Source organism: Achromobacter aegrifaciens (genome assembly GCF_902859965.1).
GTDB lineage: Bacteria > Pseudomonadota > Gammaproteobacteria > Burkholderiales > Burkholderiaceae_B > Achromobacter > Achromobacter aegrifaciens.
In genome coordinates this window covers 2,298,639-2,311,300 of the sequence record NZ_CADIKO010000001.1, presented here as the reverse complement: position 1 = coordinate 2,311,300, position 12,662 = coordinate 2,298,639, and the positions used below count along the sequence as shown (strand labels likewise).

At 64.6% G+C, this 12,662-nt stretch carries 14 protein-coding genes; 3 read left to right on the top strand and 11 right to left on the bottom strand.

Going from position 1 to position 12,662, the window contains the following annotated elements:
- The first annotated feature begins 83 nt into the window (after window positions 1–83).
- Window positions 84–707 (top strand): LysE family translocator, encoded by a 624-nt coding sequence (locus tag HV793_RS10760; RefSeq protein ID WP_244958615.1) that lies wholly within the window; start codon window positions 84–86, stop codon window positions 705–707.
- 63 nt (window positions 708–770) lie between these two features.
- On the opposite strand, the gene HV793_RS10755 is transcribed toward HV793_RS10760, so the two are convergent.
- Window positions 771–1,424 (bottom strand): YbhB/YbcL family Raf kinase inhibitor-like protein, encoded by a 654-nt coding sequence (locus HV793_RS10755; protein WP_054458397.1) that lies wholly within the window; start codon window positions 1,422–1,424, stop codon window positions 771–773.
- Between the two features lie 72 nt (window positions 1,425–1,496).
- Entirely contained in the window at window positions 1,497–2,726 is a 1,230-nt protein-coding gene (gene tyrS, locus HV793_RS10750) for a tyrosine--tRNA ligase (protein WP_054458395.1), read from the bottom strand.
- 255 nt (window positions 2,727–2,981) lie between these two features.
- Between tyrS and HV793_RS10745 the strand changes: the two genes are divergently transcribed.
- Both HV793_RS10745 and HV793_RS10740 read left to right on the top strand, forming a co-directional pair.
- On the top strand, window positions 2,982–4,391 hold the full coding sequence (locus tag HV793_RS10745; RefSeq protein ID WP_054458392.1) for a M23 family metallopeptidase: 1,410 nt from the start codon (window positions 2,982–2,984) through the stop codon (window positions 4,389–4,391).
- 76 nt (window positions 4,392–4,467) lie between these two features.
- Window positions 4,468–5,589, top strand: a complete 1,122-nt coding sequence (locus HV793_RS10740) for an anhydro-N-acetylmuramic acid kinase (protein ID WP_280528339.1) — start codon at window positions 4,468–4,470, stop codon at window positions 5,587–5,589.
- 67 nt (window positions 5,590–5,656) lie between these two features.
- Here the strand turns inward: HV793_RS10740 and erpA are convergent, their stop codons facing one another.
- The 9 genes from erpA to HV793_RS10695 form a co-directional block, all read right to left on the bottom strand.
- On the bottom strand, window positions 5,657–6,028 hold the full coding sequence (gene erpA, locus HV793_RS10735; protein ID WP_013391415.1) for an iron-sulfur cluster insertion protein ErpA: 372 nt from the start codon (window positions 6,026–6,028) through the stop codon (window positions 5,657–5,659).
- An 86-nt stretch (window positions 6,029–6,114) separates the two neighbouring features.
- Entirely contained in the window at window positions 6,115–6,861 is a 747-nt protein-coding gene (locus tag HV793_RS10730) for a DUF6776 family protein (protein ID WP_175213104.1), read from the bottom strand.
- Window positions 6,862–6,905: 44 nt separating this feature from the next.
- The gene (argC, locus tag HV793_RS10725; protein WP_054458385.1) at window positions 6,906–7,970 is read right to left on the bottom strand and encodes an N-acetyl-gamma-glutamyl-phosphate reductase; all 1,065 of its coding nucleotides are present in this window, start codon (window positions 7,968–7,970) and stop codon (window positions 6,906–6,908) included.
- A gap of 214 nt (window positions 7,971–8,184) precedes the next feature.
- The gene (gene rpsI, locus HV793_RS10720; RefSeq protein WP_006217310.1) at window positions 8,185–8,577 is read right to left on the bottom strand and encodes a 30S ribosomal protein S9; all 393 of its coding nucleotides are present in this window, start codon (window positions 8,575–8,577) and stop codon (window positions 8,185–8,187) included.
- Between the two features lie 9 nt (window positions 8,578–8,586).
- Window positions 8,587–9,015: a 50S ribosomal protein L13 gene (rplM, locus tag HV793_RS10715; protein ID WP_013391412.1), complete on the bottom strand. Its 429-nt coding sequence runs from the start codon at window positions 9,013–9,015 to the stop codon at window positions 8,587–8,589.
- A gap of 298 nt (window positions 9,016–9,313) precedes the next feature.
- Window positions 9,314–10,024 (bottom strand): ABC transporter ATP-binding protein, encoded by a 711-nt coding sequence (locus HV793_RS10710; RefSeq protein ID WP_054458384.1) that lies wholly within the window; start codon window positions 10,022–10,024, stop codon window positions 9,314–9,316.
- Window positions 10,021–10,809 (bottom strand): ABC transporter ATP-binding protein, encoded by a 789-nt coding sequence (locus HV793_RS10705; RefSeq protein WP_054458382.1) that lies wholly within the window; start codon window positions 10,807–10,809, stop codon window positions 10,021–10,023. The genes HV793_RS10710 and HV793_RS10705 overlap by 4 nt, the downstream gene beginning before the upstream one ends.
- The gene (locus HV793_RS10700) at window positions 10,802–11,677 is read right to left on the bottom strand and encodes a branched-chain amino acid ABC transporter permease (RefSeq protein ID WP_054458380.1); all 876 of its coding nucleotides are present in this window, start codon (window positions 11,675–11,677) and stop codon (window positions 10,802–10,804) included. The genes HV793_RS10705 and HV793_RS10700 overlap by 8 nt, the downstream gene beginning before the upstream one ends.
- Before the next feature lie 3 nt (window positions 11,678–11,680).
- Complete coding sequence (locus tag HV793_RS10695; RefSeq protein ID WP_054458379.1) at window positions 11,681–12,562, bottom strand: branched-chain amino acid ABC transporter permease; 882 nt, start codon at window positions 12,560–12,562, stop codon at window positions 11,681–11,683.
- Between the last annotated feature and the right edge of the window lie 100 nt (window positions 12,563–12,662).

Genomic DNA, 12,662 nt, shown 5'->3' with positions numbered 1-12,662 from the left:
GGCATGGGCGCGAAAACCACGCCATCCTCCGCGGCCGGAAAAGCCGTCTCAATCCGACTTGAGAAACTTTCATGCAAAGCGCCATGCTCATAACCTACTCGTTAGTAGCTGCGGTCAGCGTCGTCAGCCCCGGCCCGGCCACCATGCTGGCCATCCGTAACGGCGCGGCGGGTGGATGGCGGGCCGTGCTGCCCTCCACCCTGGGTAATGTCACCGGGCTGTTCCTGCTGTCGGCCGCCGCCATGCTGGGACTGGGCGTGGTGCTGCAATCGTCCGCCATGCTGTTCATGCTGCTCAAGCTGGCCGGCGCGGCGTACCTGCTCTACATCGGCCTGCGGCACCTGCTGGGCCGCTCGAACATTGCGCCGCCCGCAGACGCCGCCGCGCTGGCGCCGCGCAGCGCTGGGCGGCTCTATTCGGAAGCCGCGCTGGTTGCAACGCTGAACCCCAAGCCCATCCTGTTCTTCACGGCGCTGTTTCCTCAGTTCCTGAACGCGGCCGAGCCCTTGCTGCCGCAGTTCTTCATCCTGACGGGCATCTTCACGGGCATGTCGCTGGTGTCGCTGCTGGCCTATGGCGCCTTGGCCCACCGCGCCCGGCGCCTGGTGCGCCAACCCCGCATCGTGACCTGGATCAACCGCCTGGTCGGCGCCATCTTCATCACTTTTGGATTGGCGCTGCTGCGGCTCAAGCGCGCCACGGGCTGAATCTTTTCGGCGATGAAAAAAGGCCGCAGTCGCAAGACTGCGGCCTTTCTGTGGCGCGGCGAATCAGGCCGAGGTGGCGCCGATCTGCTTGGGAGCCAGTTTTGGATTGAGCGTATAGGTGCCGGTCAACGACGCCTGCGCCAACACGTGCTTCTGGATCGCGCGCAGCGCGTCTTCGCCGGTGAACGAACCCTGCAGGTTCAGCGTGGGCACGTCCAGCGCATACAGGGTGAAGACGTAGCGGTGCGGGATGGCGTCGTTCCAGGGCGGGCACGGGCCGTCATAGCCGAAGTAGTCGCCGCTCATGTCGTGATCGTTGGCGAACCATGACGAGTACGAGTTGATGCCCTGGCGCGCATCCATCGGCGCCAGCGGGCCGCCCTTGCCGCGCGGCGTGATGCCGCTGGAGAAGGCGCCTTCCTCGATGTCGCGCAGGTCGGCCGGCAGATCGACCAGCACCCAGTGGAAGAAGTCCACGCGGGGCAGGCTGGCCGGCACCTCGCGGCCTTCCTGGTTGACGTCGTCGGGTTCGGAGGGCACATCGGGATCATGGCAGATCAAGGCAAACGACTGCGTGCCCGCCGGAACTTCGTCCCAGGAAAACTGCGGGTTGAAGTTGTCTGCCAGCGCGACGTGCGATTGCGCATCGATCCTGCCGAAGGCGTAGCGTTCGGGAATCGACTCGTTATCGGAAAAGGACAAACTCGAAAGTTTCATGTCGTGCTCCTTGATGTGCCGCAAAGGCCCCACTGCCCCTGTCTGTACCCTCAGCGTATCAAAACTTCGCAATCATGGGTTCAAGTTAACACGCGCAAATTTGCGCTTGCCCACCTGAACGACGTAAGTCCCCGCCGGCAATTGCAACGATTTGTCTTCCACGCGGTCGCCATTGACGCGCACGCCGCCTTGCTCCACGTTGCGCTGCGCTTCCGAACCGGAGGCCACCAGGCCGGCTTCGCGCAGCAGCTTGAGTATGCCCACCGGCGCGCCGCCGATGTTCACTTCGGGGATGTCGTCGGGGATCGCGCCGTCGCGGAAACGGGCTTCGAACGAGGCCAGCGCGTCATCGGCAGCCTTGGCGGAATGGAAGCGCGCAATGATTTCCTGGGCCAGCATGACCTTGGCGTCGCGCGGGTTGCGGCCGCCATCGATCTCCTGCTTGAGCGCCGCGATCTCTTCCAGAGAGCGGAACGACAGCAGCTCGAAGTAGCGCCACATCAGCGTGTCGGAAATCGACATGAGCTTGCCGAACATCGAATCGGGCGACTCCGAAATGCCGATGTAGTTGCCCTTGGACTTGGACATCTTCTCTACGCCATCCGTCCCGACCAGCAGCGGCATCGTCAAGATGCACTGCGGCTCCTGTCCATACTCTTTTTGCAGCTCGCGCCCGACCAGCAGGTTGAACTTCTGATCGGTGCCCCCCAGCTCCAGATCGGACTTCAGCGCCACCGAGTCATAGCCCTGCATCAGCGGATACAGGAATTCATGGACCGAGATCGGGATGCCGCCCTTGAAGCGCTTGGTGAAGTCCTCGCGCTCCATCATGCGCGCGACCGTGTAGCGCGACGCGAGCTGGATCATGCCGCGCGCGCCCAGCGGATCGCACCACTCGGAGTTGTAGCGGATCTCGGTGCGCGCCGGATCCAGCACCAGGCTGGCCTGGGCGTAATAGGTCTTGGCGTTGGCCTCGATCTGTTCACGCGTGAGCGGCGGGCGCGTGTTGTTGCGGCCGCTGGGATCGCCGATGGTGGACGTGAAATCGCCGATCAGGAAGATGACGTTGTGGCCCATGTCCTGCAGCTGGCGCATCTTGTTCAGCACCACCGTGTGACCCAGGTGGATGTCCGGCGCGGTCGGATCCAACCCCAATTTGATGCGCAGAGGCACGCCCGTGGCGCGGCTCCTGGCCAGCTTGCGGGCGAATTCGGACTCGACCAGCAACTCATCGCAACCGCGCTTCGCTATACGCAGGTCTGCTTCGACTTCGGGGGTAATCGGGGCTTCTGAGGGTGACATGGCAGGGGGACCAACTCGGCTTCAGCCGATAAAAAGGTGTAAAAAGTGACGAAAACTATCGAAAATTCTAGCCGAATCAGCTAGGATACCGCCCTAATCATACGCAATTGCCATCTATACGCAGTTGTGGTCCGGTTTACACCCCGTTGTTCACAAGATGCGCCCCGCGCCAGCCCTTGCCCCGAAATGTGCGCGCGAGGGCCGTTCGTGTCACGCACCCTGCGAGCTCTAGCCACCTGAGAGGGTATCTTCACGATGAATCGTGGCCTCCACGAAATGGCGAGTAGCATCAAACGCAAAGTTGCTGCCGTGTTTGCGCCCGGCGAGCCCAAGCCCCAGCGCTCGGGACTTTTCCGCCGCACTCTCCTCGTCACCGCAATTGGTCTGTTCGCTGGCGCCGCCGCCCTCGGCATGGTGCAGCAACCCGACCGCACTGAACTCCCCCCTTCGCGCATCATCAGCAGCGTCCTGCCGCTAAGCGCCGAGCAAGTCGAAGTCAGCACTCCCAGTGCCGCTCCCTATATCAGCGAAACCCGGATCCGCGCCGGCGACACGCTGGCCGCGGTGCTGCAACGCCTGGAACTCGACGCGCCCAGCCTGCAGACCTTCCTGACGCACGAAGCCAGCGCCCGCAGCATCTACAAGCTGTACCCGGGCCGCTCGGTGCAGGCCGCGACGGACGAAGCCGGCAACCTGATCTGGCTGCGTTACATCCACACCCCCGGCAACGAGACGGACGGCCAGGTCGTGACGCGCATGCTGCACGTCGCGCCGGCAGGCGACAGCTACAAGGCCGAGGAAATCACCGAAAGCACCGAACGCCAGACCCGCGTCGCCGTGGGCACGATCCGTTCGTCGCTGTTCGGCGCCACCGACGCCGCCGGCATCCCGGACTCGGTCACCATGCAGATGGCCGACATCCTCAGCGCCAAGATCGACTTCCTGCGCGACCTGCGCCAGGGCGACAAATTCCGCGTGGTCTACGAAGTGCGTTCGCACGACGGCCGCTACGCCGGCGCCGGCCGAGTGCTGGCGCTGGAATTCATCAACGGCGACAAGACCTACAACGCCGTCTGGTTCAGCCCCGACGAAAAGAGCGGTTCGTACTACGACTTCGACGGCACAAGCCTGCGCGGCGCGTTCCTGCGTACCGCCCTGAAATTCAGCCGCATCAGCTCCACCTTTGGCATGCGCATGCACCCCATCCACAAGACCTGGACGGGACACAAGGGCGTGGACTACGCGGCGCCTTCCGGCACGCCGATCCACTCCACCGCTGACGGCACGGTGGAATTCTCCGGCTGGCAGAACGGCTACGGCAACGTCGTCATCGTCAAGCACCACGGCAAGTATTCGACGCTGTACGCCCACCAGAGCCGCATCGCCGAAGGCATCACCAAGGGTTCGAAGATCTCGCAAGGCCAGTTGCTGGGCTATGTCGGCGCCACCGGCTGGGCCACCGGCCCGCACCTGCACTATGAATTCCGCGTGGACAACCAGCCGATCGATCCGCTGTCGGTGGACCTGCCGGTCGCCCGCAGCCTGGAACCCGCCGAAGTCCGCGCCTTCAACCAGGCCGTGGCTCCGTACAAGGCGCAGATCCAGCTGCTGACCGAGTTCCAGCAGACCCTGCCCGACGCGCTGACCAACGTGGCCAGCCGCTAAAGCCGGCCTAACGTCCCCGTCAAAGGCGGCCCCGCACTCTCAGTTGCGCGGCCGCTTTTTCTTTTTCGAGGCTCTCGTGAATCCTTCCACAACTAACGCTCAGCTCTATATCGGACTGATGTCAGGCACCAGCGTGGACGGCGTGGACGGCGTGCTGGTGCGCCTGGGCGACGGCGCGGCGCCAGCCGTGCTCGCCAGCGCCAGCCTGCCCATGCCTGCGGACCTGCGGCGCGAACTGCTGGCCCTGAATCAATCCGGCGACGACGAGCTGGCCCGCGCCGCGCTGGCCGCCAACGCCCTCGCCCGCCTGTATGCCCAGGCCGTGGCGGCCCTGTTGCAGCAGGCCAGCGTCGCGGCCGGCGACGTGACCGCCATCGGCGCCCACGGCCAGACGGTCCGGCACCGGCCCGACCTGGGCTACACCGTGCAACTCAATGCCCCCGCCGTGCTGGCGGAACTGGCCGGCATCGACGTGGTGGCGGATTTCCGCAGCCGCGACGTGGCCGCGGGCGGCCAGGGTGCGCCGCTGGTGCCACCCTTCCACGCTGCCATCTTCGGCGCGCCGCAAGGCCGCGCCGTCCTCAACCTGGGCGGCATCGCCAACGTGACGCTGCTGGAGCCGGGGCATGCGCCCCGCGGCTTCGACACGGGACCCGCCAACGTCCTGCTGGATGGCTGGTGCCAGCGTCACCTGGGCCGGCCTTATGACGCGGATGGCCGCTGGGCCGCGACCGGCCAGGTGCTGGCGCCGTTGCTGGAACAAATGCTGGCCAGCGAACCCTGGTTCGCCCTGCCCCCGCCCAAGTCCACCGGGCGCGACCTGTTCAACATGCAATGGCTGGACGACCGCCTGGCCGCGTTCGACGGCCCCAAGCCTGCGCCGCAAGACGTGCAGGCCACGCTGCAACGCCTGACCGCGCGCACGGTCGCCAATGCCGTCGATGCGGCCGCGGCGGGCACGCAGGAAGTCTTCGTCTGTGGCGGCGGCGCGCGCAATCCGGGCCTGATGCGTGAGCTGGCCTACTGCCTGCAGCGGCCCGTGCACGCCACCGATGCGCTGGGCGTGCCGGCGCAGGAAGTCGAGGCCCTGGCGTTCGCCTGGCTGGCGCAGGCCTTCGTGCAGCGCAGGCCGGCGGGCCTGCCCGCCGTCACCGGCGCGCGTGGCCCGCGCATCCTGGGCGCGCTCTATCCCGCCTGAAAACCGCACGCCCATGCAAAAAGCCCTTCGGCGCGCCGAAGGGCTTTTGCTTTTCCTGCCTGGGTGATTACACCGAGAACGAGGAACCGCAGCCGCAGGTGGTGCTGGCGTTGGGATTGCGGATGACGAACTGCGCGCCTTCCAGGTCTTCCTTGTAGTCGATCTCTGCGCCGACCAGGTACTGGAAGCTCATCGGATCCACCAACAGTTGCACGCCAGCCTTGTCCAGCACGGTGTCGTCATCGTTCACGACTTCGTCGAAGGTGAAGCCGTACTGGAAACCCGAACAGCCTCCGCCCTGCACGAAAACGCGCAGCTTCAGCTCAGGATTGCCTTCTTCGGCCAACAGATCCTTCACTTTGGCCGCGGCCGAGTCGGTAAACACCAGGGGAGCAGGCGGGGCGGCCTGCAGGTCGACGGTTTCGGTCACTGCATTCATGGTTCACTCCTGGCCGGTTCGGCCATATTTCGGTGAGCGGCAACGGCGCTCGCATAGTGTCACTATAGCGCAGGGCTTGCGCAGACTCAAAGTTCGAGCTTGACGCTTCTTGACGCCCGGACCGTGTCGCCCTCCAGGACGCTGACGGTCACGCTTTCGGGGACAAATCCGTCGGGCAGCGCCAGGATGCCCTGGCTGCGCTGATACTGGTCGAACTGCAGGGCCAGCGGCGAGGTCGGCGTGCTGTCTCCAGGAATGGCGACGGAGCCGGATTCGGCCTTGACCTGCATGGGCGCCAGATCCACCTTCACGGTCTCGCCCTTCAGGATGCCGGTGGCCTGGAAACGCAAAGCGCCCGAAAACGGAGACCCGCCATTGCGGCCGCTGCGCATCAGCAGGACCTTGTAGCGCAGGCCGCCGCCGCTGCGGTCGATCTCGACGCCGCGGATGTCCACCGAACCCTCGGGGCCCGGCGGCAACAGCTGCTCATAGAACGCCAGTTGATCGCGGACCCGGCCGACCTCGGCCTGGACCGTGCGCAGCTGCGTTTCCAGTTCCTGGCGCGCGGCGCGTTCGATGACCAGTTCGCCGTCGGCGGCGTCCAGTTGGCCCTGCGTGTAACGCAGCTGGGTCGACTGCTGACGCATGGCCTCTTCCTGGACCTCGGCCTGCCGGGCGCTGATCACCACGGCATCCTGCGGCCGGTAGAGCTTGCGAGCGTAGAAAAAACTGGCGGAACCGCCCAGCAGCACGCCGATCAGCAGGCCTACGAATACGCGCGCCAATCCGCCGGCGGAGCGAGGCTGGGGCGTGGTAGAGGAATCGGCGGGCATAAAGAGCGGCGGCTTGCGGCCTTACGGCCGCAAGCCTGCGTACATCAAGGCAGGATCGCGACCTGGTCCAGGCCGGTCGATTCAGGGATGCCGAACATCAGGTTCATGTTCTGTACGGCCTGGCCAGCGGCGCCCTTGACCAGGTTGTCCTGGATCACCAGGACGATCAGTTGGTCGCCATTGCCGGGACGGCTGAGCGCGATGCGCAGGTTGTTGGAAGCGCGCACCGAACGGGTTTCCGGCAGGCTGCCGGCGGGCATCACGTCGACGAAGGGTTCGTCGGCGTAGCGCTGTTCGAACAGGGCCTGGAAGTCGGTATCGCGGGCCTCGGGCAGGATGCGCGCGTAGATGGTGGAGAACATGCCACGGATCATCGGCACCAGATGCGGCACGAAGGTCAGGCCGACCTTGCCGCCAGCAATCTTTTCCAGCTGCGCGACGATTTCCGGGTGATGGCGGTGGCCAGCCACGCCGTAGGCCTTGAAGTTGTCGGAGGCTTCGGAGAAGAGCGAGCCCACTTCCGCCTTGCGGCCAGCGCCCGAGACGCCCGACTTGCAGTCGGCGATCAGGGTTTGCGCATCGATCAGCTTCTTGCCGCCTTCGAGCAGCGGGGCCAGGCCCAGCAGCACGGTGGTGGGATAGCAGCCGGGGTTGCCGATGACGCGGGCCTTGGAGATGGCCTCGCGGTTCAGCTCCACCAGGCCATACTGGGACTCGGCCAGGATGTCCGGGCAGGTATGGGGAATCTTGTACCAGCGTTCGAACGTGGGGATGTCCTGCAGGCGGAAGTCCGCGGCCAGGTCGATGACCTTGGTGCCGGCATTGATGAGTTCCTGGGCCTGGGCCATGGCAACGCCGTGGGGCGTCGCGAAGAACACGACGTCGCAATCCGTCAGCGTGGCCTTTTCCGGCGCGGAGAAAGCGATATTCACGCGGCCGCGCAGGTTCGGATACATGTCGGCCACCGGCAGCCCGTCTTCCTTGCGGGACGTGATGGCGGTCAATTCCACATTGGGATGCTGCGACAGCAAGCGCAGCAGCTCGACGCCGGTGTAACCGGTGCCGCCGACGATACCAACCTTGATGCGGGTGTTCGATGCTTGGGCCATGATGTGTGCTCTTCGTAGAACGAGGATCGATTGTATCGCTCGGGAAAGCGGGTGTTGCGGCTAAGAGCCCGAAATGGCACCGCAGTCCTTCTTTCCGACCGGAGGGAATGCGCGGAGTTCCGCGCGGGACGTACAACGGCCGGACCGCATCCGGCGCTGGAACAAACAGTGCGAAAAAAAGCCCGCCGAAGCGGGCTTTTCTTGCAGCAGCGTATTAACGCTTGCTGAACTGCTTGCGCCGACGTGCCTTGCGGAAGCCGACCTTCTTGCGTTCGACTTCGCGGGCATCGCGGGTGACAAAGCCAGCTTGCGACAGTGCGGGCTTCAGGGTCGCGTCGTAGTCGATCAGGGCACGCGTGATGCCGTGACGGACTGCGCCGGCCTGGCCGGTTTCACCGCCGCCGTGCACGTTGACCTTGATGTCGAACGATTCCAGGTGGCCGGTCAGTTCCAGCGGCTGGCGCACGATCATGCGGCCGGTTTCGCGGGCGAAAAAGTCGTCGACGGGCTTGCCGTTGACAACGATCTTACCCGTGCCCTTCTTGATGAAAACGCGAGCCACCGAGGTTTTGCGACGGCCGGTTCCGTAATTCCAGTTACCGATCATGGCGTTTCCTTAGATATCCAGCGTCTTGGGCTGCTGGGCGGTGTGCGGGTGCTCGGCACCGGCGTACACCTTCAGTTTCTTGATCATGGCGTAGCCCAGAGGACCCTTGGGCAGCATGCCCTTGACAGCCTTCTGGATGGCGCGGCCGGGAAAACGCTCTTGCATCTTCTCGAAGTTCGTTTCACGGATACCGCCCGGGTACGTCGTGTGGCGGAAGTACTTCTTGTCCTTCGCCTTGGCGCCCGTAACAACGATATCGGCAGCGTTGACGATGACGATGTAGTCACCGGTATCAACGTGCGGCGTGAATTCAGGTTTGTGCTTGCCACGCAGACGACGTGCGACTTCGCTGGCCACACGACCGAGGACTTTGCCCTTGGCGTCGATCACAAACCAGTCACGTTGGACTTCATGCGGCTTGGCCACAAAGGTCTTCATGATGGTTCCTAAGAATAAAAATTTTCCTGGCTGGACCATCCAGCCAGTTTTTTTCCCCGAACTAGACCGAAATCCAAGAAAGAACCCGTCGGGTTTTCCAAATATTCAGTCGATATCAGCGTCTTGCCTAAGCGTTATTACCCGCCCGTGCATTAGCCAAAATGAGGGAAAGCCTGCGATTCTAACACAGCTGCTCAAAAAGTGGGCAACTTAATCCGCGTTGGAAATACGCCGACGGCGCCCTGAGGCGCCGCCGGCACATCCAAACAATCAGGGACGCACGCCCTGGAGCGCCGGTTCAGGCGCCCAGGTAGGCTTCCAGCACGCGCGGATGGCCCAGCAGTTCGCGGCCGGTGCCGGTCAGCGCCATGGCGCCGTTCTCCAGCACGTAGCCGTGCTGGGCGATCTTCAGCGCCTGGCGCACGTTCTGCTCGACCAGGAACAGGGTCAGGCCGTCGGCGTTGATCGCGCGCAGGGAGCGGAAGATTTCCTGCACCACGATGGGCGCCAGGCCCATCGAGGGTTCGTCCAGCAGCAGCAGGCGCGGCTTGGCCATCAGGGCCCGGCCGATGGCCAGCATCTGCTGTTCGCCGCCGGACAGGTTGCCGGCGATGCCGGTGATCCGTTCCTTCAGGCGCGGGAACAGGTTGAACACGTATTCCAGGTCCGAGTCGACGTTCTTCAGGCCGCGGCGGTAGGCGCCCAGCTCCAGGTTTTCGAGCACGGTCATGGTGGTGAGGATGGCCCGCCCTTCCGGCACCTGGACGATACCGCGCGCCACCAACTGGTGCGGTGGCAGGTTGGTGATGTCCTCGCCTTCGAAAGTGATCTTGCCGCGCGCCTTGGGCAGCAGGCCCGACAGCGCCAGCAGCGTGGTCGACTTGCCGGCGCCGTTGGCGCCGACCAGGGCGGTGATTTCCTTGGCGTTCAGGTCCAGGTCGATGCCGCGGACGGCTTCGATGTGGCCGTAATTGACCTCGAGTCCGCGGACTTCCAGCATGGCGCTCATTTGGCGGCCTCCGCTTGTTCGGTGTCTTCGTCGTCTTCGCGGCCCAGATAGGCTTCGATGACCTGTTCGTTGTTGCGGATCTCGTCGGGTCCGCCGCAAGCGATGATCTTGCCGAAGTTCAGCACCGCGATGCGCTCGCACAAGCCCATGACGAAGCGCATGTCGTGCTCGATCATGAGGATGGTGTAGCCGCGGTCGCGGATCGCCAGGATCTCGCGCATGAGTTCGGCGCGCTCGCCGGTGTTCATGCCGGCGACCGGCTCGTCCAGCAGCAGCAGCTTGGGCTCGGTGGCCAGCGCGCGCGCCAGCTCCAGGCGGCGCTGTTCGCCGTAGGACAGGTTATCCGCCAGGTCGTTGGCCTTGTGGTCCAGGCGCATCCAGGTGAGCAGTTCGTGCGCGCGCTCGCGGGCGCGCTTTTCGTGCTCGCGGTAACCCGGCAGGCCCAGCAGCAGGCTGGGGAAGCCGTAGTTCATGTGGCGATAAGCGCCCACCACCACGTTCTCCAGCAGCGTCATCTCTTTGAAGAGACGGATGTTCTGGAAGGTGCGGGCGATGCCCATGCGCGTGATGCGGTGCGGCTTCTTGTCCAGCACGCTCTGGCCGTTGAACGTGATGGTGCCGCCGCTGGGCGGCAACAGGCCGGTGATGAGGTTGAAGACCGTGGTCTTGCCGGCGCCGTTGGGGCCGATCAGGCCGAAGATGGCGCCTTCGGGAACCGACAGGCTGACGTCATGCAGCACATGCAGGCCGCCGAAGCTCTTGGAGACGGAAGAAAGCTCAAGCATGGCGCTTGCCTCCCTGGCGTCCTTGGCGCATCCAGCGCTTGAAGCGCGCCGGATCCCAGATGCCTTGCGGCAGGAACAACACAATCACCACCAGAATCACTCCATTCGCGACCAGGCGCAGATCGGCAAAACCGCGCAGCATTTCGGGCAGCACGGTAATGATGAAGCTGCCCAGCACGGGACCGGCCAGGCCGCCGATGCCGCCCAGGATCGCCATGGTCAGGATTTCCACGCCACGGTCGAAACCGTATTCGTTGGGGCCGATGAAGAAGGTCAGGTGCGCGTTCAGGGCGCCGGCCAGACCCGCGATCATCGCGCCGGCCACGAAGGCCAGCATCTTGTTGGCGCGCACGTCGATGCCCATCAGGCCGGCCGCGGTTTCGTCGCCGCGGATGGCGTCGAACGAGCGTCCGATCTTGGAGGCGCGCACGCGCCACAGCACGAACAGCACGATGACGACCGACAGCACTACATGCCACCACTGTGTCAGCTGCGGGATGCCGTTAAGGCCCAGCGCGCCGCCGGTGATGGACTCGGTGTTGAGGATGGTCACGCGAACCACTTCGCCAAAGCCCAGCGTGGCCATGGCGAGATATACCCCGGACAGCCGCAAGGTCGGCAAGCCGATCAGCGCCGCCACCAGCGCGGGCGCGGCCATGCCGCCGGCCAGCGCGACCGAGAACGGCGCGTCGTAGTTCATGGTGAGCAGCGCGGCGGTGTACGCCCCGATGCCCATGAAGGCTGCGTTGGCCATGGCCAGCATGCCGCAAGCCAGGGTCAGCCAGATGGAGAGGGCCAGCAAGGCGTTGGTGCCCAGCGTGAGCACCAGGTTGCCGTAAATGGCCCAGAAGTTTTCGAATCCGCTCATTCTTTAAGCCTTGCGTTGAACCACTTTGCCGAACAGACCTTGCGGGCGCACCAGCAGGATCAGGAACAGCAGGCCGAAAGCCACCGCATCGCGCATGGTGGAGCCGATGTAGGCCACCGACAGCACCTCGGCAAAGCCCAGGAACAGGCCGCCCAGCATGGCGCCGCGGATGTCGCCCATGCCGCCCAGGATGATGACCGCGATGCCCTTGTGCAGCATCGGCTGGCCCATCAGGGGGAACAGCGCGTTGGAGTACAGGCCGATCAGCACGCCGGCCACGCCGCCCAGGGCAGCCGCGGCGAACGAGGTGGTGACGAACAGTTTTTCGACGTTGATGCCCAGCAGCCACGCGGCCTTGGGCGATTCGGCGATGGCGCGCAGGGCGCGGCCGAATTGCGTGCGGCGCATGACGTACATCAGCACGGCCATCAGCGCGAAGGACAGGAAGATGATGCCCAGTTCAATGACGGTCAGGTGCAGGCCGGCGACCTCGATCACTTCCTCGGGCACGGTGCCGTGCGGGAAACGCAGGTTGCTTGCGCCGAAGATGCCCTGGGCGGTGTTGTTCAGGATGATGCCCACGCCGATGGTGGCGATCATGGGGATCAGGTGGGGCGCGTTGCGCTTGCGCAGCGGCTTGAGCACCAGGTAGTCGATGATGACTCCGGTGAAGCCGGCGACGAAGAACGCTGCCATCAGTCCCGCCCAAAGGGGCAGGCTGAATTGCTGCACGACGAACAGTGCCGCGTAGGCGCCAACCATGAAGACGGCGCCATGCGCCAGGTTGATCACCCCGAGCACGCCGAAGATCAGCGTGAAGCCCAGCGCGAACAGTGCATACACACAGCCCAGCGACAAGGCATTGACGAATTGTTGTTCGAACATGATGGGACTTTCCAAAGCTGTGAGGGCCCCATGCAGCGCCCACTGCATGGCCTTGAGCCTCCCGGCGGGGAGGCATTTCTTTTAGGGTGACGGCCCTGCG

Excerpts from the sequence above, each read along its gene's own strand:
- HV793_RS10730 (WP_175213104.1), bottom strand. The coding sequence starts at position 6,861 with ATGCCCGCCGATTCCTCTACCACGCCCCAGCCTCGCTCCGCCGGCGGA.
- HV793_RS10710 (WP_054458384.1), bottom strand. The coding sequence starts at position 10,024 with ATGAGCGCCATGCTGGAAGTCCGCGGACTCGAGGTCAATTACGGCCAC.
- argC (WP_054458385.1), bottom strand. The coding sequence starts at position 7,970 with ATGGCCCAAGCATCGAACACCCGCATCAAGGTTGGTATCGTCGGCGGC.
- HV793_RS10760 (WP_244958615.1), top strand. The coding sequence starts at position 84 with ATGCTCATAACCTACTCGTTAGTAGCTGCGGTCAGCGTCGTCAGCCCC.
- rplM (WP_013391412.1), bottom strand. The coding sequence starts at position 9,015 with ATGAAGACCTTTGTGGCCAAGCCGCATGAAGTCCAACGTGACTGGTTT.
- HV793_RS10705 (WP_054458382.1), bottom strand. The coding sequence starts at position 10,809 with ATGCTTGAGCTTTCTTCCGTCTCCAAGAGCTTCGGCGGCCTGCATGTG.
- HV793_RS10695 (WP_054458379.1), bottom strand. The coding sequence starts at position 12,562 with ATGTTCGAACAACAATTCGTCAATGCCTTGTCGCTGGGCTGTGTGTAT.
- HV793_RS10745 (WP_054458392.1), top strand. The coding sequence starts at position 2,982 with ATGAATCGTGGCCTCCACGAAATGGCGAGTAGCATCAAACGCAAAGTT.
- erpA (WP_013391415.1), bottom strand. The coding sequence starts at position 6,028 with ATGAATGCAGTGACCGAAACCGTCGACCTGCAGGCCGCCCCGCCTGCT.
- rpsI (WP_006217310.1), bottom strand. The coding sequence starts at position 8,577 with ATGATCGGTAACTGGAATTACGGAACCGGCCGTCGCAAAACCTCGGTG.
- HV793_RS10700 (WP_054458380.1), bottom strand. The coding sequence starts at position 11,677 with ATGAGCGGATTCGAAAACTTCTGGGCCATTTACGGCAACCTGGTGCTC.
- tyrS (WP_054458395.1), bottom strand. The coding sequence starts at position 2,726 with ATGTCACCCTCAGAAGCCCCGATTACCCCCGAAGTCGAAGCAGACCTG.
- HV793_RS10755 (WP_054458397.1), bottom strand. The coding sequence starts at position 1,424 with ATGAAACTTTCGAGTTTGTCCTTTTCCGATAACGAGTCGATTCCCGAA.